This window comes from Simiaoa sp., assembly GCF_051972595.1.
Lineage (GTDB): Bacteria > Bacillota > Clostridia > Lachnospirales > Lachnospiraceae > Acetatifactor > Acetatifactor hominis.
Genome location: NZ_JBOKRY010000026.1, coordinates 1 through 25,249, shown reverse-complemented (window position 1 = coordinate 25,249; position 25,249 = coordinate 1). Strand labels below are relative to the sequence as shown.

The following is a 25,249-nucleotide window of genomic DNA, read 5'->3' as shown; positions in this document are numbered from 1 at the left end:
CCTCCTTAAATAAAATACATAGTTTTATGTGTACCCCCGGCTTCGGGGAAAACTAACATGGTTGTTTTTGTTTCTCTTAACCCTTTACTGCTCCGATCATGGTACCCTGTACGAAATACTTCTGCAGGAACGGGTAGATGATAATGATAGGAATTGTTACGAACATGATGCTGGCTGCCTGTAACACTTCGGGAGTGGACTGAATCGCACTACCATTATCTGCCAGGGAGGAAGTCTGCGCTTCTGCTGCGGATGCCACCAGCTGATATAGCTTGTACTGGATCAGCTTCAGGTTTGCGCTCTTGGTGTAGTACATGTTGTCTGCATAAGAGTTCCAACGACCTACTGCGTAGAACAGAGACAATGTTGCCAGGATCGGTTTGGACAGCGGTAATACGATCCTGCTCAAGATCTGGAAGTTACTTGCACCATCCAGGAAAGCGGATTCCTCTAAGCTGTCTGGAATCGTACTCTGGAAGTAGTTCTTCATGATCAGCATGTTATACGGGGAATAGATCAGAGGTAAGATCAATACCCACATAGTGTCCAGCACATGCAGCTTCTGATATAACAGGTAGCTTGGGATGATGCCGGCGCTGAAGTACATCGGTACCATCAGCAGGAAGGTCAGTAACTTTTTACCTTTCAGCCTCTTTTTGGAGAGAGGGTAAGCGGCACAGGTACATACCAGCATTCCCAGAGCCGTGAAGATCACGGTAACGATCACCGAGAAGATCATTGAGTATGTCATGGAGTTGTCTGCAAACACCTTCTTATAAGCATCGAAGGTGATATCCTTGGGCCAAAAGTAAACGCTCTTGGACATTACTGCGGTATTACCGGAAATGGATTTCACTGCCACATGCAGGAAAGGTAATACGCAGCTGGCACAGAGGATAACGATCACTGCCATCATGACAAAATCGCTGATGCGGAATTTGTTAACCGCATGAGCTCCGCCTGCGGAGGTAGATTCTTCGTTGATATTCACTTCTTTTTTCTTCATCACTCTCACCTCCTACAATAATCCATCTTCGCCGAGCTTCTTGGCAAATTTATCAGATAGCAGAACCAGGATCAGTCCGATCAGTGACTGGAACAGACCAACCGCAGTCGCCGCACTGAACTTTCCGGCTCCGATACCTTTATTATATATGTAGACAGCCAGCTGATACTGGAAGTCCTTGACCTGCGAATTTTCTAACGCCGTCAGTCGCTCTAAATTACTTCCCATGACACGTCCGAGGTTTAGGATCAGCAGTGTTACTACTGTGCTCTTGATACCGGGAAGTGTGATATGCCACATTCTCTTCCAACGGTTTGCACCGTCGATCATGGCTGCTTCGTACAGTTCTCCGTTGATACCGGTGATCGCTGCCAGGTAGAGGATGGTGCCCCATCCCATTGTCTGCCATACACCGATCAGAAGATAAGTCACTGCCCAGTGCCATTTCTCATTCAGGAACGGGATTCCTTCAGAGATCATTCCCATATTGGTTAACAGGATATTCACCAGACCGGAGTTGGGGCGGAACATTGTCATCGCTACACTTCCGATGATGGCCCAGGAGAGGAAGTGCGGCAGATACAGGATCGTCTGGGATACCTTTTTGAATCTGGGATATCTTAATTCATTCAGGATCAGTGCCAGAATGATCGGCATCGGGAAGCCAACTAACAGGTCTGCCAGATTGAACACTACGGAATTGCGGAGCGCTCTCATGAAGTCGGCATCCTTGAATATTTTAATGAATGTCTTCATTCCCACCCATTCACTGCCTGCATATCCCTTCGCCGGTTTGTAATCCATGAAGGCCATCCGCAGTCCCGGGTAAGCACCGTAGCTGAATACAATTACCATGATCAGTGGAAACAATAGAAGCAGATACAACTGCCAGTCTCTTTTAAAAGCTTGTTTCCAAGTGGTTTTCGTTTTTACGCCCGCCACGTTGGCTGCATTCTTCTTTGCCATATCGAACCTCCTCAAGTGTCAGTTATATTTCCTCGTCATTTTGTACACTTTTTGTAACCTTGTAAGCATATTATCATACACGTTGTCGCATTTTTCTAATCAAACGTTATAAAAAACTGTGCAAAAACAACCATTATAAATTATGTTCGTTTTTCGTTAGTTTTATTGTTTCGTTCATTTTTGCATTTTATGACGTATATTCTTTGAAAAAGAGCCATATTTTTCAATGTTTTTAACCATTTTTAGCCATCTTTTCGGGAACGGTTCCAAAAGTGCACTTATTATTTATACAATATAATGGTTGATTTTGTCCAGTTTAATTGTTATATATAATGTATAGACATTATTTACATGGCAGTAAGTCGTTTTTTCACAGTGTCATACAGGATGCACAATGGATTTATACAAGATTCACAGGAGGTTGAAAATGGCGAAATCCAAGCGAGTGGTTACAGAATACAGAAGCTACTATCTGCCCATGCAGTTCCCCGTACTGCTTCTGTCCGGTGATTATTGGAAGATCTCGGATATCCCCAGCGGAAGTCTTCACTTCCATAATTGTCTGGAGATCGGGCTCTGTCATTCCGACAGCGGCACGTTAGAGATCAATGGCGAGAAGCAGTCCTTCCATGCCGGTGATGTCACTGTCCTGCCCCGTAACGTTCCCCACACCACTTACAGCACTCCCGGTACCAGGAGCCACTGGTCTTATCTGTTTCTGGATCCGAGGGAGCTGTTCCGCAATCTTCTCCCCGCTTCCTGGAAAAATTATGATCTGTCCACAGACGGCTTCCCGGGATTTCGCTATATTTTCAGCAAAGAGGATTTCCCTCACATCAACTATCTGGTGTCCTATATCATTCATGAGCTGGAGGAGCAGAATCCCTGCTACCAGATCAGTTCCAGAAGTCTGTTGTGTTCCCTCTATATCGAGCTGTACCGGATTGAAAGCCTTGGCGGTGTCAACCCAGACACTGCGAAACCGGGCTCTCCCGATATCCTAGCCCTTAAGGACCGCAAAAAAGAGGGCGAGATCGCCGAAAACTCTCTGGTGATCTCACCCGCTCTGGAATACATTGAAAAAAATTATATGCAGCAGTTTACCATCGAATACCTGGCAGAGCTGTGTCATTGGAGTCCTACCCATTTCCGCCGGGTCTTCCACGATATCATGGGCACCTCCCCGTTGGACTATGTGAACAATACCCGGATCCTGAAATCCTGTATCCTGCTGCGCAGTACAGAACATTCCATTTTGGATATTTCCGAAATGGTGGGCTTCCATTCCGTTTCCAGCTTCAACCGCTACTTCATCAAGCTGATGCAGATGTCTCCCAGAGAATACCGCAAGCAGATGCAGCAGAGCGAGAAAAAAGCGGAAAATCAGTCCATTCTGGAATTCGCCGGATGGATGCGACCGGAATAACCGCACTCTGCATTCCGGTAGTTCCGGGCATCAAGCCAGCCGTTTGTGTTTCCATTTGCCGGAGTAATACCGGATCACGGGAATGATGCATCCGCAGCTCCAGGACAGGGGTGTGGCGATCCAGATTCCCGTCACACCTAAGATTTTGGACAGCAGATACGCGAACACGATTCTGCCGGACAGCTCCGTCAGTCCTGCCACCATGCAGGTATTCACATCTCCGGCGCCACGGATCACATTCTGATAGCTCTGCATTACGTCGGCGATCACATAGGCTACGCCGATGATCGTCAGATACGTGCAGCCGATGCCGATGGCTTCTCCCGATTCGTTTGCATCCAAAAACAGCATCATTAACTGCACCCGGAAAATAAGTACCACGGCAGCAATAAAAATACTTGCTCCCACCATGACCGTTAGTGTCTTATAGAGAGCTTCCCGGATCCTGTCATATTGATTTTTCGCAATATTCTGCCCGGTAAATACCGAAAGTGCCGTTCCGATAGAGACGATGACCTGAATTGCCACGCTGTCCACACGATTTGCCGCCACGTAAGCCGCCATGGTGGACGAGCCGAAGGAATTCACCAGTCTCTGTACACTCATGCCGCCTAAAGCGATCATGCAGGACTGAAACGCCGCCGGGAATCCGGTCTTTACCACCAGATGGATATAACCTGCTTCCGGCTTACACTTCATCAGAGATAATCCGATCTCTTCTCTCACTTTCCACACTTTCACAAAACAGATCACCGCTGAAGTGCACTGCGCCAGAATCGTCGCATAAGCTGCTCCCGCCACTCCCATCTTGCACACAATAATGAAAAATAAGTCAAAGACAATATTCACCACAGAGGAAGCGATCACTGCCCGCAGCGGAGTCTTGGAATCTCCCACACTGTTTAAGATCGCCGCACAGCCATTGTAGATCACGCTGCCGAACACAAACGTATAGATGATATGCAGATACTCGGCAGAATAACCAATGACATTCTCCGGCACGCTTAAGAGCCGCAGGAAAAATTCTGCGCCGAAGATTCCGACAAGTGACATGATGCAGGTCAACACCCCTGCCACCCAGACAAGTGCCGTCACGGTCTTCGCCAGCCGTTCCTTATTACCACAGCCAAAACACTGTGCCACCACCAGTCCGGCACCGTTACACATGCCACTGACCAGCGCCAACAGGAAATAGGTCAGCGTTCCTGTGCTTCCCACGCCCGCCAGAGCACTCTCGCCCAAAAATCTTCCCACGATCACTGTGTCTGCCACATTATATACCTGTTGGAATATGTTGCCGATCAACATCGGTATGGCAAAACCAATGATCAGTTTTAATGGTTTGCCCTGTGTCATATCTTTCATTTACGTATCCTCTTTTTTATCCTTCTGTTTCCAAAATGAGTTCCGCCAGACCGGGGGCCGGTCAACTCAGCCGCAGCAGTCTCGCCCCTGCCAGACGCATCTCCCGCTTCGGCGGTAGATCGTAATAGACATCCATTTTGAACGGATCCAGTTCCAGGGTCAGTTGTGTCGGGCAACCGTAGCGTTTCAGAGCCACACGCCATAGTTCACCATTAGAGAACCAGTCGTCAATCAGTTTTCCGTCCTGATACAAGCGTGCGCAGTCCCCGCCAAAATCCAGTTCCAGCCAGACATCACCTGACAGTGCATCCGCCGGATGATACTCATATTCCAAGGTTAAGTCATAGACGGTTGGTTCTGTTTGACCATATACGTTCCAGATGCTTTCCACTGCCTGTCCGGCATCCGTGATCCGCACCTTACCGGCTTCCGCAAAGTGCAGATCCGGCAGCAGACTCACCTTGCCCTTTTCATCTGCCCCTTCCTGCATATAACAAAAATGCTCCGCATCGTGTATGGTAAGGATCCTTACCGCTTCCGCATGATCTTTGCCATCACTCCACTCGAAATAAATATCCTCCGGCTCCTCATCCGTATAGAAATAATAAGTTCCGCCAAAGCATCCCAGATAAGAGGCATTGGTTTTCCGAAGCCTGAACTGCTCTCCCCGTATCACCACCGACAGATTGTAAGGCAGCACCAGAATCGCATCCGTCCGCACATGGATCCGGTCGAAAATAATCTGCCTCTGTGTTCCTTCAACATCTGTCACCGTAAACTGTAATGGCTTTTCCGGTGTGATCTGTTTCTCCGTCATTTTCCGTTTTCTCTGGTGATTATTGATAAATAAGAACCCACAATCCGCCGTTTTATTATAACGGAAGGTTGCCCGCAGAGTCTTCATATCTTCTGCACCCACGGGCTCGGGGATATTATCCGGCAGATACACTTTCGCCGGTGCCAGCAGTTCTTCTGTATTTTTGATAAAAATATGGTGTTTGCGCAGTCGATAATAACTTTCTGACGGCAGACCGTTTTCCCGCAGGCACGTCTGAAAATCATAGCTTTTCACAGGAAGATCATTGGCATAGCCGGTTGCCTTCGACTCCTGCAGGGTGGTATATTTTCCGTCAGGATTCACGCCGCCGTGGTACATATAATACCCGATCAGATTTGCCCCTGCTCCCAACATGCAGATCGTCTGTGCCTCGATATCGTCCGGGTAAGGGTAGGTGCGTCTGTGCGCCGTCACCTGCAGTCCCCCACCCAGTTCCGCCGTCAGGTAAGGGAATTCCTCTGTATCAAAGGTAAAACCGCTCTGTCCTTCGGCGAAATCCGATGCGATATTGGCATCGTCGTGAAAAGGCTGAAACAAAAAATTCTCACTTGCCGCAAGTTCGTGGGTATGATTCGCCCACGGAGCATCCACATACCCGCCAAGCACCGGCAGGAATCTTTCCGGTACATAGGCACCTCCCCAGCCGGTCGCTGAAAAATAGGGAGCAGTCAATCCTTTTTTCTCCGCCATAGCTCTGAGTGTGCGCATATGCGCCATGCCCTCTTCCCTGTCGGGAGGGCCACCGGCATGCCCGTACTCATTCTCAATCTGAATGCCGATGACGGGGCCGCCCTCCTTATGCATATAGCCATCCGCCTGCTCGGCAATCTTGGTAAAAAAGATGTCCACATACTTCAGATACTGCGGATCATCCGTTCTAAGAGACAGTTTGCCCCGCTTTTCTTTCTCCACCAGCCAGTCCGGGAAACCGCCGTTCCTGCACTCTCCATGTGCCCACGGACCGATACGCAGCCATACTTTCATTCCGGCTTCCTGACAGCACTTCAAAAACGCCTTCAGATTTCTTCTGCCGGAGAAATCCCACTCACCTTCCACTTCCTCATGGTGAATCCAAAACACGTACGTAGCAACGATGTCTACACCGCCCTGTTGCATATTCTTAAGTGCTGTTTTCCATTCCCCTTCCGGATAGCGGGAGAAATGGAATTCTCCCATGATGGGCAGGATCGGTCTGTTGTTGCAGGTTAAGTATTCGCTATTATAGCTATATACTTCCTTTTCCATGTTTTTCATTTTGTAATCCTTTCCTCAAAAGCCTTCCTATTCAAGTCTTTCTTTTCAAGCTTTTCTTTTACAGATCATGTACCCGGATTCCCTGATGAGCATTGTCCCTGGCAAGTAGTTCTTCCGCACACTTTTCCGCTTCGTCTATCTGTCCCAGTCCTTTAAGTCCCAGGCTCATCATGAACAGACAATGCTTTCGGTTCCGCTCGTTCAGATTTTCTTCAAAGATCAGCAGATCCGGCAGGGATACCGCAAAATAATCTATTTTTACATTCTCCTCTATATGCTCTCTGCCATACTCCACCAGCTTTCTAAATCTGTGAACCGCCTGTTCTTCGTTTCCAAGCTTTCTGTACGCCAGTCCCTGATAATAGATCATCTCGGGCGGCTGGTCATTGTAATACATCATTCCCACCGGTTCCGACTCTCCGTGACAAGCTCTTGTCAGACTCGCTGAAGCTTCCTCTGTCTCACCCAGCTTTTCCTGTACCTGTCCCAGCAGATAATACAGATTATTCTCCTGTGCAGACTCCAATTTCCCTTCTCCCAGATTATGAGGATATTCATCCACTGCCTGCAGGAGAATTGTTTTGGCTTCTGTATATTTTTCTTCTTCCACAGCCGCTTTTGCCAGTTGATATAGGGCAGTCAGGTACTGGGCTGCCACTTTGCCTTCGCCGCCTTCCCACTGATGGAACTTCCTTGCTTTGATCAGACCGAGAGCCTTCGCAGGTTCTCCCAGAGTGTTTAAAAGTGTCACATACTCCAGATACAGATCATCCCTGCTTTCCACCAGAGTAAAATGTTTCTCCATATCCGCAAGTCTCTCGCTCACGGGAACATTCATGCGCTTTTTCAGCTGATCCAGTTCCAGATACACTCTGGCATCCGTCTCATCCAGTGCAAAAGCTTTCTCCATTTCCTCATACGCTCTCTGTGGTTGTTTTTTCACATTGTAATATGCCAGTGCCAGATTCCTGTGTACCGTCGGGAAATCCGGGTACCTGCGAGCAGCTTCTTCATAATCCGCTATGGCTTCGCCGTACGCTCTCCTGTCATAGAGCAGGCAGCCCAGATAATAGTAAACCATGTCCAGATAATAATCTTCTGCCAGACTCTTTAATACGATATAATCTTCCGTTCTGTGGGGAAAGCAGCCGTCCGCTACCGCATTTTCTCCCAGTGTCACATACACTGTCATGCAATGATTTGTCTGTTCTGTATTTTCTTTCCTATGCAGGTTCTGGTATCCGTAAGCAATATAATAATATACCAGCGGATAAATATCCTCTTGCCGTGATACGTTCTGTTGTTCCACCCATTTTTCGGCAAGGGTGATTCCCTGTGCGTAATCTCCTGCCTCATAGAGATCGATCATCAGCTCCAACAGAGTGTTATGGTTAATCTTCTCCGGCTGTCTGTCATAGAGCGGATCGATCTTAAGGCTCTCCTTATGTAATTCTTCCGCTTCCTGCACCCTTCCCAGTTTTCTTAAAATATTTTCCTTCAATGCCCGGGCTTTCATGCACTGGTACTGTCTGAAAATAGATTCGTTTACATGCTCCAGAGCCTCTGTAAACCTCCCCGCTTTCGCATCCAGGCAGGCAAGTTCATAGAATCCGGGGGCCTGGAAGCTGCCGCCCCAGATGGCTTTGTAAAAAGCATCGTAAGCCTCTTTTTCTTTCCCCTGATATTTCAGAGAAAGTCCCAGATTATAATACGGTTCATAATCGTAAGGGTTCGGATTGGAACGAATGGATTTCTCCACTGCCTTCCGGAAATACTTTTCCGCCCCGGCAAAATCACACTTTTTAAGCAGACATCTTCCATAGGCATTGTTCAGGCGGATATCGGTAGGATCCCTGCGCAGCCCCTCCAGATAATAATCCTCGGGATGATAAGTGGCATGCCGGTATTGTTCCACATGCAGACCGTAGAGGAACAGATCCTCCGTGGTTTCACACTCTTTGGGAAGCGGTGCTGCCTTCGCCGGTTCCGGCACTTCCGTTTCGATCTTTTCCGGAAAACGGTAGGACACCAGCTCTCTTCCGTCTGCGGCACGGACAATCACCTGCATACCGCAGAGTACCTCTGTGCCATTCTGCTCTCCCTCTGCAAATGCCGGTATCTGTTGCAATTTTTCACGGTCGATCTTCACTTCATAAGTTTTCTCCGGCGACAGATCTGAGGTTTCCTCATACAGTACCTTTTCCTGTCTGCCGTTTTCTCCCGGCAATGTAATCAGTATCCGTGCTCCTTTTTGCACAGACGTGGTATAGGCCGATACCGTAAGCTGCCCCTTAGTCTCATCATATTCCGCATTCACCGCCGCATCGATCGTAGCATTTTTCACATAGCCGATATTTTTATAGGGCATAAAATACTGTTTAAAATTCTTGGTCTCCTGGGGCTGGATCCATGTGAAATCCGGCTGATTATCCGTAAAACAGCCTGTCATCAGTTCGATATACGGACCGTCCTCATCGGTCAGTGCAAGGTCCCATGCTTTGCCGAATTCTCCGCATCCCCAGGTCCACTGCTTTTTCCCGGGAGCAATATGATGATCTGCCACGTGTAGAAGTCCTGCCTGTTTTCCGTAATCGTATTCCCCGATAAAATTATAATCCGAACGGTATGCCATATAGGAGGTGGGCACCGGAATATTTTTATACTGTGCGATATTCACATGATCGTATTTGTGCTTATAGTAGGTTCCCTCCGCATAGGGGAAGCTGATAACATCCCGCTTGCCGTGGTCATATACCGCCGTCACATCCTCCGGAAATACGGAGATGGTGTCATCATTTACCGCCACCGCCGGATTCGCCCACCACAGGAAGGTCTGCGGCATTTTCGTGCGATTATACAGCTTTGCCGACAACTCGATATATGCCTTGCCGGGATAAAGGGTCACGCCTAACACCCCTTCCGTCCGGAACATATTCTCGATCTCTCCCATCCAGACCGTGGCACTTCCATCCTCGTTTTCCGCATAGGTATATTCCACCGGATCAAAGGTACTGGGTCTGTGATGCTGCGGCCAGTTGAATTCAACACCTCCAGAGATCCAAGGGCCCGCCAGCCCCACTAACGCCGGTTTGATGACATGATTGTAATAGATAAAATCGTAGCCGTTTGTCTTGTCATAAGCTCTCTGGATCCTGCCTCCCAGCTCCGGCAGCATCATTACTTTCAGATAATCGTTCTCCAAAAAAAGCGCTGTATACTCCTTATCCACTTTCTCATCGCTGATCTTCTCGATCACCGTGTGGGGATAGATTCTTCCCGAGCTTCCCTGATAGACACGTTTCTCCAAAAACATCGGATTCTTATCCGGCTTTCCTGCTTCGTATGTGGGAATGATCACTTTTTCTTCCCAGACCTGAACCTTATTCATGGTTTCCTCCTTTTATCTCCGGACAGCTTTCACTGCGCCGCCCGATATAATTTTAACCTCGCACCAGTGTGCTTAACTCTTCTTCCGTTATTTCCTCCGCGGGTTCAAAACTCTCTCCCGACAGATACGTATAAATTGACGCCTGCAGTGCCCTCGCCTCCGGATACTGCTGACTCTTATGCAATTCCATGGTGGATAGCAATACTTTTCCCTTCAGGCATCGAAACTCTATCATCTGTGCCATGGGGCGTAAGAATGCATAGCTGTCCATCTCCGTAATGATCGTCTTCATGGGATGCGGCAGAATCACCGCCCGCTTCGTTGCCATAATCCACCATTGCCAGTCCGTGTGAAAATCAGTCGGAAATTCTTTAAAAATTGGATGCTCCGTATCGATCAGCTGCCCCATACTGCCTTCCTGATCCGCAAAAGTTCCCACCGACCAGAAATCCGTCGTAAACTGCGTTTTAATAGAATGCGGCAAACTCTCTTCGTCCGCGTCCGGAGACAGATAGACTCTTCCTCCGTCTCGAAGTACCTCTTTTGTCCGCTCGTCAAAAACTCTGGATTCATATATATTTTCCGGGCATATCGGATTTGTCTTCTGATATACCCACACCGGATAGGCACTGGTGCAGTTACCGATACTCACGGTAAGAGTGAGTGCTACATTCTCTGACGTCACATCCAGTGGAATATTCAGAATCCCTATCGTAGTATAGTTTCCCGGCGGACAGCTTTTTGTCTCTGTATCTGTTCCGGCTGACACCACCGTCTTTTCGCTTTTTGCCGCTGCTTCCTGTTTACTGTTTCCGCCCTCAGATGCACATTTTCTTTCTGTAAGTGTCCAGTGCAATACTCCTTCAATACTCTTTTTCCCGAAGTTTGCTACTTCCACTTCCGTAATCAGCCGTTCTCCTGCCTCATAGGTATAACGGGGGAGTTTCACCAGAATCCTGCACTCTCGGAAAAATTCCTGAAATCGTTCCGGTCTGGCAAAATCATAGGGCTTCGGTTCTAAATGGGAATTCATCATACCTACCAGTGCCGTCCCCTGCCCCGGAAAATCCTGCAGTCCGAGGAGTGAAATTCCGGAAAGCTCTCTCGTCCGCATGGCTGCTTCAATCTCTTCCCGGTATGCCAGCCTCGACAGTTCTCCGGTGGCTTCCACATATTTTTTCCATGAGGGCAAAAGTCCCCGTTCCTCTACACGTTTTTTGATCAGTTTCAGATTCACCGGATCCGATATTCCATAAAAGCTTTTCAGCTCCTCAAAATCCGGCAGCACTTCGAACTGCCCCACTTCAAAACTGAATACCGGCTTAGGATATTCCTTTCGGATCTCTACCATCGCTGCATCATAAGCGTGATCTGCCGATGGATAATTTTCGTTAATGTATCCCCGCATACCGGAGAAAGTTCCCCGGATGACCACATTCCTGCAACTCTGCGATGTATAGAAATCGCTCTCTGAGTCACATCCTTCTTCCCCATAAAAGGCATTGGATCCGTTCGCATACAGCCTGGTAGGATCCAGATTTTTCGCCATTCTGACCAGTTCCCGCATCCGCTCTCTGCCTTTCCCCTGTGCCTGCAATTCGTTCCCCAGAGTAAGCATTACAAAAGAAGGATGATTGGCATAAGTTTTCAATATGCCCGCAAGTTCTGCCCGGTAATACCGGTAACTTTCCTCCGTTCCAAAGGCATCCTTCGGATCCCAGTGAGACAGCTCCGGCTGCAACAACATTCCCAGTTCATCCGCTGCCGCAAATGCCGCCTCCGGCTCACAGTGAGAATGGAAGCGGACGCAGTTAATGCCGTAACTGCGATATTTCAACAGAATCTCTTTCCATTCTGAAATCATCATGGGCGGATGCCCGGTCTCCGGGTATTCCGCGCAGTTTGCCTCACCCCTCAGGAAAATTGTCCGGCCGTTCAGCGCCAGTCTTCCGCTGCCGTTATCACTTAATGAGCGGATACCGAAACAGGTCCGGTATTCATCGGTGCCGTCCCCTCCGTCCTCTGCCGGCATACCGCAATCCAGGGTTGCAACCATCCCATAGAGATTGCCCTCATCTTCGTCCCAAAGTTTCACGTTCTTCCGCAATGGCAGATCGCGGAACCAGATTTCCACTGTTTTCGGAGTCTCCTGTTTATCTGTTCCGGCTTCCGCTAATCTCTCCCCGGAACAACTGATAATTTCCGTCAATGTCTGTGTGTGTTCTAACTCTCCTGCCGCCAGAGCCTCTGACTGCAATACGATTTTCGCATCTTTATATATTTTCTTCGCACCCGGTGCCAGTTCCACACATACATCCAGCACATATCCGCCTGCTTTATTTTTCTCCTCCTTTTTCACCGCTCTCGGATATACCCGGAGACTGTCTATAAAATTCTGCGGTCTGGTATACATGCTGCATTCGCCAAGTATCCCGTTCCAGTTCGTCTGTGTCTCATCCGTCGCCGCGGAAGAATAACAGATGGCAGCCTTAGGCATTCCCCGATAACTGTTATCCGAAAGAAACGTAAATTCATGTTCTCCCGGTGTCACTCCGGTCAGTTCAAAGATATAGGGCGTACTTAATGTTCCATGCCGGAACACCTTACACATTTCTCCATCCACTAGCAGCCGGAGTGCCCTCGCCCGCTCTGCCAGGACGAACAGCCTGTCGGATCTGTAATCCGGCACAGTTATCTTACGACTTATCCTGGCCTCGCCCTCATAGGTATGCCGCCTGGTAAATCGCGTAGCGATCGGTGCATCTTTATCTATCTCTTCCTCTGCATTCCCCAGCGCCGCATCCGGATGCCACTGATTCGCTCCCACATCTCTATATCCGATTCCATTCTCATCCAATGTCCCCGGCAGATCCATCTGTCCCGTGGTTCCGTCCTCCAGTTCCACGTGCCAGCTTCCATCCAACAATATTTTCATATATGACTCCATCCCACAAGCACTTTTCGGTACAGAAAAAATTCCATAGCAAATCCACAGTAATTTTTCTGATATTTTTCTTCTTCATTACGGAATCATTATATAGCTTACTTTTAGTGTTTTAAATTCACTATCGTGAACTATTTTTTATATCCATTGCATTATCCTGAACTTTTTTGATATAATATGTGTGAAGGAGTGGATCAGAAATGACAGATAGAAGAACTTTTTTATATGAAGATTTTGAAATATCCTATGAAGATACAAAAAAAGGGTGGTCCATGCCCTATTCGCATCACCACACCAACTATGAAATCTATATTCTACTCTCCGGAGAGCGTCTGGTTACCATCGGCGATATCACCTACCGTGTAGAAGCCGGCATGGCAAGCCTGTTTGAGAGCAATATCTCTCACCGAAGTGTCGGTGACACGGATTATACCGGGATATGCATCCATTTTTCAAAAGCCTATCTTGAAAAATATTTTTTGCCTGCCGTAGTTTCTTCCTATCTGACCTGTTTTAAGGCACCGATCATTTTCATTCCCAAGGATTACAGACAACAGCTCCTCGACTGGAACGCAGCTTCCTGCTGCAAATCTCCCACTGCCTACCTGTTATTGGCACAGATTCTTACAGATCTCAACGATTTTCGTCATCAGTATCCGTTAGATAATGAGATTCCCGTCAGTGAGAATAAAGCCTCCGGTTTTCAGCGGATCACTAATTATATCACCACCAACTACACGACGATTCAGACCGTCCAAGATATCGCTGAATCCTGTGGAGTCTCTGAAAGCTATGTCCACCGGGCTGTCCGGCAGACGGAATCTCTCACTGTAAAAGAATATATTAATAAGCTTCGCCTCCGTCATGCCATACACCAGATGGAACAGGGCGGCAATTCCCTCTCTGTCATCAGCAAGGCCTGCGGTTTCCAGAGCGTGTCCTATTTTTACCGGGTTTTCAAAAAATACTACGGAATGACACCCACACAATTTTTTTCCAAAAAAGAACCCCATTACTGATATTTCTATCAGCAACGAGGTTCTCATCATATTCTCATATACCCCATTTTTTTGCTTGCGCAATACCCTCTCAGATCGTCTTGCCGACTTTCCTTACTTATCAGCGATAGCAGCCTGTGCAGCAGCCAGTCTTGCGATAGGTACACGGAAAGGTGAGCAGGATACATAATCCAGACCGATCTTGTGGCAGAACTCTACGGAAGAAGGATCTCCGCCGTGCTCACCACAGATACCAACGTGCAGCTTAGGATTTACAGGCTTACCAAGCTTGATAGCCATCTCCATCAGCTTGCCGACACCGGTCTGATCCAGCTTAGCGAACGGATCATTCTCGAAGATCTTGGTGTCATAGTAAGCGTTCAGGAACTTACCTGCATCATCACGGGAGAAGCCGAAGGTCATCTGGGTCAGATCGTTGGTACCGAAGCAGAAGAAATCAGCTTCCTTAGCGATCTCATCAGCAGTCAGAGCTGCTCTGGGGATCTCGATCATGGTACCTACTTCGTACTTCATATCTACACCGGCAGCTGCGATCTCAGCATCAGCAGTCTCTACAACTACCTTCTTAACGAACTTAAGCTCTTTCACTTCACATACCAGAGGAATCATGATCTCGGGCTCTACATTCCAGTCGGGATGTGCCTTCTTAGCCTCGATTGCCGCACGGATAACAGCCTTGGTCTGCATCTTGGCAATTTCAGGATAAGTAACAGCCAGACGGCATCCTCTGTGACCCATCATAGGGTTGAACTCATGCAGGGAAGCGATGATGGTCTTGATGGTCTCTACGCTCTTGCCCTGTGCCTTAGCCAGCTTCTCAATGTCAGCTTCCTCGGTAGGAACGAACTCATGCAGAGGCGGATCCAGGAAACGGATGGTAACAGGGTTGCCCTCCAGAGCCTCGTACAGCTGCTTGAAATCGTTCTGCTGATAAGGCAGGATCTTCTCCAGTGCTGCTTCTCTCTCCTCTACTGTATCGGAACAGATCATTTCACGGAATGCTGCGATTCTGTCCTCTTCGAAGAACATATGCTCAGTACGGCACAGACCGATTCCTTCAGCGCCCAGCTCGCGAGCCTTCTTAGCATCTGCGGGAGTATCTGCATTGGTACGAACTTTTAACTTACGATATTTGTCAGCCCAAGCCATAACACGGCCGAACTCACCTGCGATGGTAGCGTCAACAGTCTTGATCTCGCCATCATAGATGTTACCGGTAGTACCATCGATGGACAGCCAGTCACCTTCATGGAAGGTCTTGCCAGCCAGAGTGAACTGCTTGTTCTCCTCATCCATAGCGATGTCGCCACAACCGGATACACAGCAGGTACCCATACCACGAGCAACTACTGCTGCGTGAGAGGTCATACCACCACGAACGGTCAGGATACCCTGGGAAGCCTTCATACCGGTGATATCTTCGGGAGAGGTCTCCAGACGAACCAGAACAACTCTCTCTCCTCTTGCATGCCATTCTTCTGCATCTTCTGCGGTGAATACGATCTTACCACATGCAGCTCCGGGAGAAGCACCAAGACCCTTGCCGATAGGAGTTGCAGCTTTCAGAGCAGCGGTATCGAACTGAGGATGTAACAGAGTATCCAGGTTACGAGGATCGATCATTGCAACTGCCTCTTCCTCGGTTCTCATGCCCTCATCTACCAGATCACAAGCGATCTTCAGAGCTGCCTGAGCGGTTCTCTTACCGTTTCTGGTCTGTAACATGTACAGCTTACCATGCTCAACGGTGAACTCCATATCCTGCATATCTCTGTAGTGATCTTCCAGAGTCTTACATACTTCCTGGAACTGAGCAAATGCCTCAGGGAATTTGTCAGCCATCTCAGCGATCTTCATAGGTGTACGAACACCTGCTACTACGTCCTCGCCCTGTGCATTGGTCAGAAACTCACCGAACAGTCCCTTAGCGCCGGTAGCCGGATCTCTGGTAAATGCAACACCGGTACCACAGTCATCACCCATGTTACCGAATGCCATAGACTGAACGTTAACAGCAGTACCCCAGGAATAAGGGATATCGTTGTCACGACGATAAACGTTTGCACGAGGGTTGTCCCAGGAACGGAATACAGCCTTGATAGCGCCCATCAGCTGTTCCTTAGGATCATCAGGGAAGTCTACACCGATCTTAGCCTTGTACTCAGCCTTGAACTGACCAGCCAGTTCCTTCAGATCGTCAGCGGTAAGCTCAACGTCCTGCTTAACACCCTTCTTCTCTTTCATTGCATCGATCAGCTGCTCGAAGTACTTCTTACCTACTTCCATAACAACGTCGGAATACATCTGGATAAATCTTCTATAGCAGTCCCAAGCCCAACGGGGGTTGCCGGACTTCTCAGCGATTACGTTAACAACGGTCTCATTCAGACCAAGGTTCAGGATGGTATCCATCATACCGGGCATGGATGCTCTTGCGCCGGAACGAACGGATACTAACAGAGGATTCTCGTGGTCACCGAACTTTTTGCCGGTGATCTCTTCCATCTTAGTAATGTACTCGTTGATCTGACCCTGGATCTCTTCATTGATCTCGCGTCCATCTTCATAATACTGTGTACATGCCTCTGTTGTAATGGTGAAGCCCTGAGGAACCGGCAGACCAATGTTGGTCATCTCAGCCAGGTTCGCACCTTTACCACCAAGCAGTTCGCGCATGTTTGCATTACCTTCGGTAAACAAATATACCCATTTCTTCATATTTCTTTGTCTCCCTTTTTATAATATTTTTGACAAAACTTTGTAACCCAAACCACTACCGGAGCATTTCGGCTTCGGTTTTTAGTACTTTGATATTGTAACAATCTGCCAAAGGAATATCAAGACGAAATTGATAATTTTTTGACAGAGTACTTATTTTCGTGCATAATGTTAAATTTTTGTATTATACTTTTGTTTGTTTTGTCTAGTACTTTAGTATTATGTAACCGCTTACATTTGTTCAACTTTCTTTACATGGTTTTTACGCAGGTAAAAACATATTTTTGAGTCTTTATTTTGTTTTCATCATCGCCTCTTACACTGCCGGGGATCAGATATGGATCTATTAAGAAAATAATTTTCACAAACAAAAAGAGCAGACTCCTTTGTATAGAATCTGCTCCTTTCGTTATTTCATTATTTTTATAAATGAATTTATTCCAACATACCGTCCTTGATCACGTTGTGGTCACGCAGCAGTTTTTCCACTACGGTACCCTTCACTACGCGAAGCAGCGGCTTCTTCAGGGCATTCAAAGGTCCGGGCAGTTCGATCTCCAGCGGAGACATGCCATCCATCAGCTTCACGCTACTGTCCAGAAGCTCTCTGATATCATAGACGCTGCCCCATACCTCAGGCACACCTCTATCCACACCTAACAGTCCATAGACAGCCTCCATAGCAGTTCTCACGGAATACTCTGTGGTGAATACAGTGTCTCTCGGGGTCTCTGCGAACTGTCCTAAGAAAGCGAAGTTCACGCAGCCATCGGGGATGACATCGGGACGGTCACCCTTGGTTCTGGGCATGAAGAATGCAGTGATATAAGGCATCATGGTAGGTACGCAGACTGCGCTGTGCTCTGCCAGATCCTCAATATCTTCTACTGGCACACCTAAGTGATACAGCCACTCTTCGGTGATCTCCTTACCGGTACAATCCTTCATGGGTTTCTTAATATAATCGCCGGGTACATCGGTGAACAGGCCGTATACCCATACACATACCTGATTCTTGTCCTGTTCCTTAAACTGTCCCTGACGGTTGATAGTCCAGCTCATGAGCCACTTGGAATCCTGACAGCTTACGATACCGCCGGTTACGACCTTACCGCTTCTGGGATCGCGCTTACAGATATTAGTGATATAAGGAATGATCTTGTCATCCAGTGTGGTCACGGTAGCGGATTCCCAGTTTGTCTTAGAGATATCGGAACAGAACTTCTCGGGATGTCCGAAGGAAGGATCCTGTTTTGCGATATTTTTCCACAGGCTCCATACGCCGCTGGTACGAACCTCTGCATCCCCGTTAGGTGCATGATTCTGGTCACCATAGATGGTGCCTTCGGTACAGCTTCCGTTGGTAACGAATACCAGGTCGTTCTCGGTGAGGACAATGCCCTTCTCTACACCTTTTACCTTGCACTCGATAGCCTTTGCCACCTTTTTGCCGTCATTGATATCAAAAATAACATTTGTCACTTCGGTGTTGAACTGGAAGTCCACACCTGCTGCCTCCAGATACTTCTTCATGGGAAGGATCAGAGACTCGTACTGGTTGTACTTGGTGAATTTCAGGGCACTGAAGTCAGGCAGTCCGGAAATATGATGGATGAATCTCTGGAAGTAAAGCTTCATTTCCAGTGCGCTGTGCCAGTTCTCGAAAGCGAACATGGTTCTCCAGTATAACCAGAAGGTGGAATTAAATACTTCATCATCGAAAACATCTTCGATGGTCTTGTCATACAGATCCTCGTCCTTTGTCATGAACAGCTTCATGATCTCCATGCAGCCCTTCTGGCTTAAGTTGAACTTGCCATCGGTATGGGCATCCTGTCCGCAATCCTTTGTCGCACGGCACAGAGAGTAGTTGGGATCTTCCTTGTTCAACCAGTAATACTCGTCCAGTACGCTGGCTCCGGGTACTTCCAGAGAGGGAATACTGCGGAACAGATCCCACAGACATTCGAAATGGTTCTCCATCTCACGTCCGCCACGCATAACATAGCCTCTGCTGGGATCGAAGATACCGTCACAAGCACCGCCTGCGATATCCATTGCCTCTAAGATGTGAATATGGGAACCGGGCATCTGTCCGTCACGTACCAGGAAGCACGCTGCTGCTAAAGATGCCAGACCGCTGCCTACGATGTAAGCGTTCTTCTCGTCCACTCCTGCGGGCTTCTTAGGTCTTGCGAAGGCTTCGTAGTTACCGTTGGAATAATAGATGCCTTTGCTGTTCTTGTCGTATCTTCCAAGCTCGGTGTTGCGGTAATCTTTCTTGGCTGCCTTGACGGCTGCCTTTCTCTCCTCCTTTTTCACCTCTGCCTTATGTCCTTTGGTTACTGCTGCCACAGCGCCTGCACCGACTGCCAGCGCTGCCAGTCCCAGTCCGATGTTATTCTTCTTTGTCATAATGATTACCACCTTTCTTTGATGACTCTCAAATGTTTTTCCTGTTTACAAGTAGTATCCTACTTCTTTTTTATAAGAAAACCAATTTACAAAAGAGGGCAAATGATAAAGTTTTTATCATCCTGCCCTTTTTGTAAAGTAGTTATACTATTTCAGACTTTCTTTTCCGTCTGCTCAAAATTTTCGATGGAGCGGCTGATGTTTCCATAAAGAGTGATTGCCAGTTCTTCAACGATCTTATGATAATCATCCTTCATTCCCCGGTCGATCCAGTCTAACATCACTCCCACAAAACCGTATTTGTAAAATCCGGCAATGAATTCCTTGTGTTCCTCCGCCACCTGCATACCGGCGCATTTTTCTTCCACCACGTCCGCAATGAGCTGGTAGGTCAGCTTGTTTAAGTAGCTTTCGATCTTCTGGCGATCCACGCAGCGATAGACATTCATAATGAAAGGTTTGTTCTCCTGCACCGCCTCGAAGATCTGACAGAAGCCTTCCTGCCAGTTCTCATAGGTCTTCTTCCCCTGCAGTGCCCTCGTGCCATCCTCCACACATACCCACTCTACCAGATCGTAAATATCTTTGAAATGATAATAAAAAGCCATCCGGCTGATTCCACAGTCCTCTGCCAGTTCGTTAATGGTGATCTTATCCAGAGGCTTCGTGAGAAGCTCTTTTTTCAAAGCTGCTTCCAGTGCCAGTTTTGTTATATTGGCCATAGCCCATCCTCCACTGTTTTATGTATTATTTGTGTGACACTATTGTACGACAATAGACTCAAAATGGGCAAATTAACTTTTTATAAAAAAACTCTTGCTTTTTGTAAAATTCCATGGTATTATCTTACTTGCGTTTCGGGGTGTGGCTCAGCTTGGTTAGAGCGCCGTCTTAGGGAGGCGGAGGTCGCGAGTTCGAATCCCGCCACTCCGATTCATGTATAGGCGTCAAAATCTTTTTTATGAGGTTTTGGCGTCTTTTGTTTTTGTAGTTTATTTATTGCTTTGGAAAATTGTAGAAAAAATTTGAAAAATTTAAAAAATGGCTTGCTTTTTATAAAATTCTATGCTATGATAATTCTCGTTCCGGGGTGTGGCTCAGCTTGGTTAGAGCGCCGTCTTAGGGAGGCGGAGGTCGCGAGTTCGAATCCCGCCACTCCGATTTAGGGGTTAGTGTCAAAGCCTTAGTTTTACTGGGTTTTGGCACTTTCTTTTTTGTAAGATAATCACAAGGTAATCAAAAAAGTAATCAAGATAACTTAGCTACGAATATAGGTATCTCATTTAGTATCACAGCTTTACTCTCAGTTCAGCAATTCTTTTATTATTTCGTTTTTCGCTTTTACTTTATTATCCGTTAGAAGAAAATCGGTAACTTTTAATGCAGAATATAACATTTAATATAACTTAAATTCTAATAAAACAGAATAACCGCTCTCAGCTTCTTAGACTTTGGGCGGTTATTTATGTCTTAGGCAACTTTTGAATAGTCGATGATGGAAACCTCACTAGCCATCTTCTCAGCCATTGCAATAATATAATCTATTTTTTCCAAAATATCAGTATTGTATAGCACCTCTCCACACTGCTCACATTTCATGCATGGTACATTTTTAATTATCAAAATACAATTTTTCAAGACTGCCGTATAAGTTGTCGTCGATTCTTCCATATTTCCACTTTTACAAGATAAACATTTCATAACTACTTTTTCCTCCTTGTCTTCAAATCACTATTAAATGTTTTTATATCAGGTAAATATGCAGTTATAATTTTTGTATATTCTCCATTATCACTTGCAACCACATGAATAACTCTATTGTCCGTTGTATGTCCGTAAATCAGGCAACTGGGCCAAGGAAAATCATCTGGATACTGTTCTATAATTTCTCCTGTTAAAATACAGTTCTTAATATCTTTTTGTTTGATATCTCTCTGTATACATCTATTTGCTGCGTGTTCACTCATAAATACTCTATGTTGCTTGTAGTATTCACGCAATTTTTGAATATCAATCACTTCTCCACTCCTTCTCTATCCATTTTTTCGGTCACTGCGTCAATGATATACTGTGTAATGCTTAATTCTGCAGTTTTCGCTGCTTCTACTATTTGTGCTTTCTTCTCGGCTTTCAACGTTATTTTCATTTGTACCAGATTGTTATTATCTATATATCTTTGATTACATTTCTTTTTTGCTTCATTGTATCCCGAATAGGCCAAAATTTGCACCTCCTCTAGATATACAATACCACAATCTCCCACCTAGTACCATGTAAAAGATATACAAATTTGCATGGTACTATTCGTCTATTTCGCATATCGCCAATAAATTACACTTTATAGCCCAATAATGCAAATGTTTACACTAATTTGTGATTTCATTTTTCCTCTATTCCGACCATTTCATCTCTTTCTCAGTGATTCCCAGTTTCCGGCACTCTTCCTTCACCCTATCTTTTTCTGCCTGGTTCCCAATCTGATATTTCAACACTTTATCTTTAAACACAATGTATTTTTCATTCTCGGCTTTAAAATCCACAAACCAGTTCACACCTCTGTTCGAATCCAACAGCATCACTCTGGATATCTGTTTCGGAAAATCTTTTTTGTCACTGGTAAAAAATAATACAGTGCAATACTTAGGGTTTCCGGCGATATTCCACAATTCGATCTTGTGAACTTTCAGCAGGTCGATGATCGAATCGTCCGTCACACTCTCCTTAATCAGCACGTATTCGTATATTTCCGTTTTCTTTTCACACACTACATTCTCCCCACAACTATGCACCTCCCTAACTTCACTCAATGTCAGTTCATCCTTCAGCAGCACCTCCATGGAAACATGGAATATCTCCCCCAAAAGCAGCAGCTTGTCCGTTTCCGGCAGTGCAATATCCGCTTCCCATTTCGATATGGCCTGCTCACATTGCATTTTTCCGCAAGTTCTTCCTGTGCTATGCCGTTTGCTTTTCGTAATTCCGTTGTTTTTTCAGATAGTTCCATAAAATACCTCCTTTAGTTGATGGTTTTATTTTACGAAATCCACATTATATTTACCACCAACTTTGCGGTTCTTTTATGCAACTCTCAGTTGCCCGCTCATATGCCTTCCAGCATCTCACCTAATGTGCCAAAATCATCCACCACATTCCCCACATATTCTACACCATCTCGATTGAAGAGTATTGTTTTCATTCCCAGTTTTTCCGCAACTAGCAAATTATTTACACTATTGTCTACAAATACACACTGTGCTGCATTGCACCCTAACTTTTCAAGAGTATATACAAATATTTCCTTATCCGGCTTGCGCATATGCACTTCTCCACTGACAATCTTTTCTTTAAAATAATGATTTATCTGATAATAATCTGTCAGAAATTCACTCCACTCTAAAACATCATTGGACAACAGGCAAAAATCGTATATCCTACTATATTTTTCCGCAAAGTTTTTGAAATTTTCATCCAGGGTGAGATAATTTTTTAAATAGTCCTCCATTGTTTTTTCCGGAAAATTATAGCCAAGATACGATAAAAATTCTTTGCTGGTTAATTCTCCCTTCTGTGCCTTTGTGAAACACTGTTCATCCCTGATAATTCTTTTGATTTTCCCATGCTCCGAAGTTTCAAATTTCTGTAAAGTATATGGTACAAAATACCCTTTACTTTCCTTTATTATCACACCATACATATCAATCAGTAAAATTTTACTTTTTCCCATAAGATATCATTGTTCCTTTCACAAAAGTGTACCCAGCATTAGGATTTTCCTGAAAAAATCTTGCTATTTCCATATTGCGTTCGCAAAAATCTGCCGCTTCCTTTCTAGTCATTCCATGCGTCAAAAAGTATTGAATGGATTTTTCTTTTTGTTCCTCCGTTAATCCCCTGCTCCAGTCATTATATTCAATAAAATCATGTTTTCTTTGCTCGTAGTCTTCTCTTTGAGGCGTAATGAAATCCACCCTATCGTTCATTCTTACATCAACATCTTTAAGTCCTAATCTTCTCATCATATGTGCGTTACGAATCGCAGCCGCATAATCTCTTCCCTGTTGCTCCAGTTCTGTTTTCCAATTCTTTTCCATGCCTGCGTGTTCGCACAATCTGAAATAATCCATTCCGTCTATATAAAGGCCGTCACACTCAAACTCTCTGTTGGAATCAATGCAAATAATATATGCCCCTGGTTTGGCAAATTCCATCATCCTTTTTACAAAGCGTTCCGCAGAATCCAAATGTCGAAGGACCGCCTGGCATATCACAACATCATAACTATCCTCTGCATCATAAACATAAACGTCAGAATGAATAAATTCTCCTTGCAGTCTATTTTCCACAAATAGTTTTTTTCCCATTTCTATCAGATTTTCCGCCATATCAATTCCCGTATAGGTACTTTCTTTGGGCAAATATGGCATAATCAACAATCCAAGAAATCCAAACCCGCATCCGCAATCCAATACCTTTACCGGTCTGTCTATCTTCCAAACCTTTTTAATTAGGAACTCCATATAATCATCATTCCACATACTTTTTCTCGTTCGAAGAAGATATTCCAATTTTACTTCCCAAAATTCTCTGGTTCCTGTCTTGCTTGCAATATATGATTCTTCGGTTAATGGCACAATCCCCATCAGCTGGTCTATAGATACCCCAAAATACTCTGCAAGAACCGGTAAATATGTAATATCCGGCATTGCCCCACCATTTTCCCATTTACTTATTGTCTGAAACGAAACACCAACTATATCCGCCAGTTCCTGCTGTGTAATTTTCTTCTTGTGCCTTAATTCTGCAATTCTCAAATTTACCTTTTTCATCTGCGTAATCTCCTAACACTGATATTATACTAAGAATTCTCGTATTTGTCGTAGTAAACATATTAGAACAGATTCAACTCATAGGCGAATTTTTCATCGTTGATTATTTCTTTAAAAAAATTGACGTCAAAAAACCTTACCAACATCAGATATCAATGGATAATCTAAAATTGATAAGATTTTCTATATACTTATATAATAGTAAACATCTTAAAATATTTTCAATAGTTAAAACTCCAGGCTATTCGCATTCAGCACAAAATATTTCATTCCCATGATTACCATGTTTCCAAAATAAAGTTTCAACTGTTTTTCCTCCTGCATTTCTTATTTACAGTTTTTGATTTACAATAATATCCTTTTTTCGCTGTATATTTAATTTCATCCAGACACTCCTTTCCCATCTACCTCGCTGATAAATTTTTCTATCAGTCTGTTTACTTCATCCGGCTGGTCAGTATTGGAATTATGACCGGCATTTTTTATCCATTTAAGCGGTAATCCTTCTCTCTGATGCCATTTCTTATTATAGCTTTTTGCTGAACCTGCTCTATCCTTTTCTCCACAGATAAGAAGTGCCGGACAACTGATACGATATGGCAGATCTGCTTTGATTGCCTCAGCAAGCATTCTGTACCCAAAACCGGCGAGCCTTGCATATTCTTTAGGATCTGGATCATAGGACACCATCATCTTTTGCATAAGATTCTGACCATAATCCGTCTCTGCGCATCCTCTTGAACCAGCCCTAAGAAGTGTTTTCCATGGATATATCTTATATAATGGCTCTGCTCTTTCAAGAAGCCATATTTCCATTGCTGTCATATAAGACTTTTGAAGTGGTGCAGAATCAATGGAGATAAAGCCTTTTATCTTATCCGGATATAATTCCATATACATTTGAGCCAGATATCCACCCATAGACTGACCGATAATGATGGGATTACAAATTTCCTCTTTTGCCAAGATTTTATCAAGCCATTCTGCCATGTCAGACAGACTGTAAAGATTCGTAAATGGTCTGGATAATGCATGTGATGGTGCATCCCATACAAACACATTCTGTTTCTTCTCAAAATATTCT

The 25,249-nt window shown here is 45.5% G+C and carries 18 protein-coding genes and 2 tRNA genes; 4 read left to right on the top strand and 16 right to left on the bottom strand.

Annotation, left to right across the window (positions count from 1 at the left end):
* Positions 1-76: 76 nt before the first annotated feature.
* Positions 77-1,006: a carbohydrate ABC transporter permease gene (locus tag ACTRDR_RS10010; protein WP_440527286.1), complete on the bottom strand. Its 930-nt coding sequence runs from the start codon at positions 1,004-1,006 to the stop codon at positions 77-79.
* A gap of 12 nt (positions 1,007-1,018) precedes the next feature.
* Positions 1,019-1,972, bottom strand: coding sequence for an ABC transporter permease (locus ACTRDR_RS10005; RefSeq protein WP_118550863.1), 954 nt, complete (start codon positions 1,970-1,972; stop codon positions 1,019-1,021).
* Positions 1,973-2,399: 427 nt separating this feature from the next.
* Between ACTRDR_RS10005 and ACTRDR_RS10000 the strand changes: the two genes are divergently transcribed.
* Positions 2,400-3,398 carry an AraC family transcriptional regulator gene (locus ACTRDR_RS10000; protein WP_440527284.1) on the top strand — a complete coding sequence of 333 codons (999 nt, stop codon included), beginning with the start codon at positions 2,400-2,402 and terminating at the stop codon, positions 3,396-3,398.
* A gap of 30 nt (positions 3,399-3,428) precedes the next feature.
* Here ACTRDR_RS10000 and ACTRDR_RS09995 read toward each other — a convergent pair whose 3' ends face one another.
* From ACTRDR_RS09995 to ACTRDR_RS09980, 4 genes are all read right to left on the bottom strand, one after another.
* Positions 3,429-4,763, bottom strand: coding sequence for an MATE family efflux transporter (locus ACTRDR_RS09995; RefSeq protein WP_440527283.1), 1,335 nt, complete (start codon positions 4,761-4,763; stop codon positions 3,429-3,431).
* A gap of 61 nt (positions 4,764-4,824) precedes the next feature.
* Positions 4,825-6,855 carry a beta-galactosidase gene (locus ACTRDR_RS09990; protein ID WP_440527282.1) on the bottom strand — a complete coding sequence of 677 codons (2,031 nt, stop codon included), beginning with the start codon at positions 6,853-6,855 and terminating at the stop codon, positions 4,825-4,827.
* A 58-nt stretch (positions 6,856-6,913) separates the two neighbouring features.
* A complete protein-coding gene (locus ACTRDR_RS09985; protein WP_440527280.1) occupies positions 6,914-10,243 on the bottom strand; it encodes a DUF5107 domain-containing protein in 3,330 nt (1,109 codons plus the stop codon).
* 52 nt (positions 10,244-10,295) lie between these two features.
* The gene (locus tag ACTRDR_RS09980; RefSeq protein WP_440527278.1) at positions 10,296-13,178 is read right to left on the bottom strand and encodes a glycoside hydrolase family 2 TIM barrel-domain containing protein; all 2,883 of its coding nucleotides are present in this window, start codon (positions 13,176-13,178) and stop codon (positions 10,296-10,298) included.
* A gap of 209 nt (positions 13,179-13,387) precedes the next feature.
* Between ACTRDR_RS09980 and ACTRDR_RS09975 the strand changes: the two genes are divergently transcribed.
* Positions 13,388-14,206: an AraC family transcriptional regulator gene (locus ACTRDR_RS09975; protein WP_440527277.1), complete on the top strand. Its 819-nt coding sequence runs from the start codon at positions 13,388-13,390 to the stop codon at positions 14,204-14,206.
* A 93-nt stretch (positions 14,207-14,299) separates the two neighbouring features.
* Here the strand turns inward: ACTRDR_RS09975 and ppdK are convergent, their stop codons facing one another.
* The 3 genes from ppdK to ACTRDR_RS09960 all read right to left on the bottom strand — a co-directional run bounded on the left by ppdK (position 14,300) and on the right by ACTRDR_RS09960 (position 20,061).
* Positions 14,300-16,924 (bottom strand): pyruvate, phosphate dikinase, encoded by a 2,625-nt coding sequence (gene ppdK / locus ACTRDR_RS09970; RefSeq protein ID WP_440527275.1) that lies wholly within the window; start codon positions 16,922-16,924, stop codon positions 14,300-14,302.
* A gap of 435 nt (positions 16,925-17,359) precedes the next feature.
* Entirely contained in the window at positions 17,360-19,339 is a 1,980-nt protein-coding gene (locus ACTRDR_RS09965; protein WP_440527273.1) for an oleate hydratase, read from the bottom strand.
* A gap of 152 nt (positions 19,340-19,491) precedes the next feature.
* Positions 19,492-20,061 carry a TetR/AcrR family transcriptional regulator gene (locus ACTRDR_RS09960; protein ID WP_440286989.1) on the bottom strand — a complete coding sequence of 190 codons (570 nt, stop codon included), beginning with the start codon at positions 20,059-20,061 and terminating at the stop codon, positions 19,492-19,494.
* Positions 20,062-20,197: 136 nt separating this feature from the next.
* On the opposite strand from ACTRDR_RS09960, the gene ACTRDR_RS09955 reads away from it, so the two are divergent.
* Both ACTRDR_RS09955 and ACTRDR_RS09950 read left to right on the top strand, forming a co-directional pair.
* Positions 20,198-20,272: transfer RNA gene (locus ACTRDR_RS09955), tRNA-Pro, on the top strand.
* A gap of 153 nt (positions 20,273-20,425) precedes the next feature.
* Positions 20,426-20,500, top strand: a tRNA-Pro gene (locus ACTRDR_RS09950).
* Between the two features lie 309 nt (positions 20,501-20,809).
* Here ACTRDR_RS09950 and ACTRDR_RS09945 read toward each other — a convergent pair.
* The 7 genes from ACTRDR_RS09945 to ACTRDR_RS09915 all read right to left on the bottom strand — a co-directional run.
* Positions 20,810-21,040, bottom strand: a complete 231-nt coding sequence (locus tag ACTRDR_RS09945) for a type II toxin-antitoxin system MqsA family antitoxin (protein ID WP_440286988.1) — start codon at positions 21,038-21,040, stop codon at positions 20,810-20,812.
* A 2-nt stretch (positions 21,041-21,042) separates the two neighbouring features.
* Positions 21,043-21,357, bottom strand: a complete 315-nt coding sequence (locus ACTRDR_RS09940; RefSeq protein ID WP_440286987.1) for a DUF4258 domain-containing protein — start codon at positions 21,355-21,357, stop codon at positions 21,043-21,045.
* The gene (locus ACTRDR_RS09935; RefSeq protein WP_440286986.1) at positions 21,354-21,560 is read right to left on the bottom strand and encodes a hypothetical protein; all 207 of its coding nucleotides are present in this window, start codon (positions 21,558-21,560) and stop codon (positions 21,354-21,356) included. Before ACTRDR_RS09935 ends, ACTRDR_RS09940 begins: the two co-directional genes overlap by 4 nt.
* A 169-nt stretch (positions 21,561-21,729) precedes the next feature.
* A complete protein-coding gene (locus tag ACTRDR_RS09930; protein ID WP_440286985.1) occupies positions 21,730-22,272 on the bottom strand; it encodes a helix-turn-helix domain-containing protein in 543 nt (180 codons plus the stop codon).
* A 167-nt stretch (positions 22,273-22,439) separates the two neighbouring features.
* A complete protein-coding gene (locus ACTRDR_RS09925) occupies positions 22,440-23,063 on the bottom strand; it encodes an HAD family hydrolase (protein ID WP_440286984.1) in 624 nt (207 codons plus the stop codon).
* Complete coding sequence (locus tag ACTRDR_RS09920) at positions 23,050-24,165, bottom strand: helix-turn-helix domain-containing protein (RefSeq protein ID WP_440527270.1); 1,116 nt, start codon at positions 24,163-24,165, stop codon at positions 23,050-23,052. Before ACTRDR_RS09920 ends, ACTRDR_RS09925 begins: the two co-directional genes overlap by 14 nt.
* Positions 24,166-24,546: 381 nt before the next feature.
* The coding region (locus tag ACTRDR_RS09915) for an alpha/beta fold hydrolase (RefSeq protein ID WP_440527269.1) at positions 24,547-25,249 on the bottom strand (703 nt) is incomplete at its 5' end.

Excerpts from the sequence above, each read along its gene's own strand:
- ACTRDR_RS09965 (WP_440527273.1), bottom strand. The coding sequence starts at position 19,339 with ATGACAAAGAAGAATAACATCGGACTGGGACTGGCAGCGCTGGCAGTC.
- ACTRDR_RS09975 (WP_440527277.1), top strand. The coding sequence starts at position 13,388 with ATGACAGATAGAAGAACTTTTTTATATGAAGATTTTGAAATATCCTAT.
- ACTRDR_RS10010 (WP_440527286.1), bottom strand. The coding sequence starts at position 1,006 with ATGAAGAAAAAAGAAGTGAATATCAACGAAGAATCTACCTCCGCAGGC.
- ACTRDR_RS10005 (WP_118550863.1), bottom strand. The coding sequence starts at position 1,972 with ATGGCAAAGAAGAATGCAGCCAACGTGGCGGGCGTAAAAACGAAAACC.
- ACTRDR_RS09920 (WP_440527270.1), bottom strand. The coding sequence starts at position 24,165 with ATGAAAAAGGTAAATTTGAGAATTGCAGAATTAAGGCACAAGAAGAAA.
- ACTRDR_RS09960 (WP_440286989.1), bottom strand. The coding sequence starts at position 20,061 with ATGGCCAATATAACAAAACTGGCACTGGAAGCAGCTTTGAAAAAAGAG.
- ACTRDR_RS09925 (WP_440286984.1), bottom strand. The coding sequence starts at position 23,063 with ATGGGAAAAAGTAAAATTTTACTGATTGATATGTATGGTGTGATAATA.
- ACTRDR_RS09930 (WP_440286985.1), bottom strand. The coding sequence starts at position 22,272 with ATGCAATGTGAGCAGGCCATATCGAAATGGGAAGCGGATATTGCACTG.
- ACTRDR_RS09980 (WP_440527278.1), bottom strand. The coding sequence starts at position 13,178 with ATGAAAATATTGTTGGATGGAAGCTGGCACGTGGAACTGGAGGACGGA.
- ACTRDR_RS09945 (WP_440286988.1), bottom strand. The coding sequence starts at position 21,040 with ATGAAATGTTTATCTTGTAAAAGTGGAAATATGGAAGAATCGACGACA.
- ACTRDR_RS09985 (WP_440527280.1), bottom strand. The coding sequence starts at position 10,243 with ATGAATAAGGTTCAGGTCTGGGAAGAAAAAGTGATCATTCCCACATAC.
- ACTRDR_RS10000 (WP_440527284.1), top strand. The coding sequence starts at position 2,400 with ATGGCGAAATCCAAGCGAGTGGTTACAGAATACAGAAGCTACTATCTG.
- ACTRDR_RS09995 (WP_440527283.1), bottom strand. The coding sequence starts at position 4,763 with ATGAAAGATATGACACAGGGCAAACCATTAAAACTGATCATTGGTTTT.
- ACTRDR_RS09990 (WP_440527282.1), bottom strand. The coding sequence starts at position 6,855 with ATGAAAAACATGGAAAAGGAAGTATATAGCTATAATAGCGAATACTTA.
- ppdK (WP_440527275.1), bottom strand. The coding sequence starts at position 16,924 with ATGAAGAAATGGGTATATTTGTTTACCGAAGGTAATGCAAACATGCGC.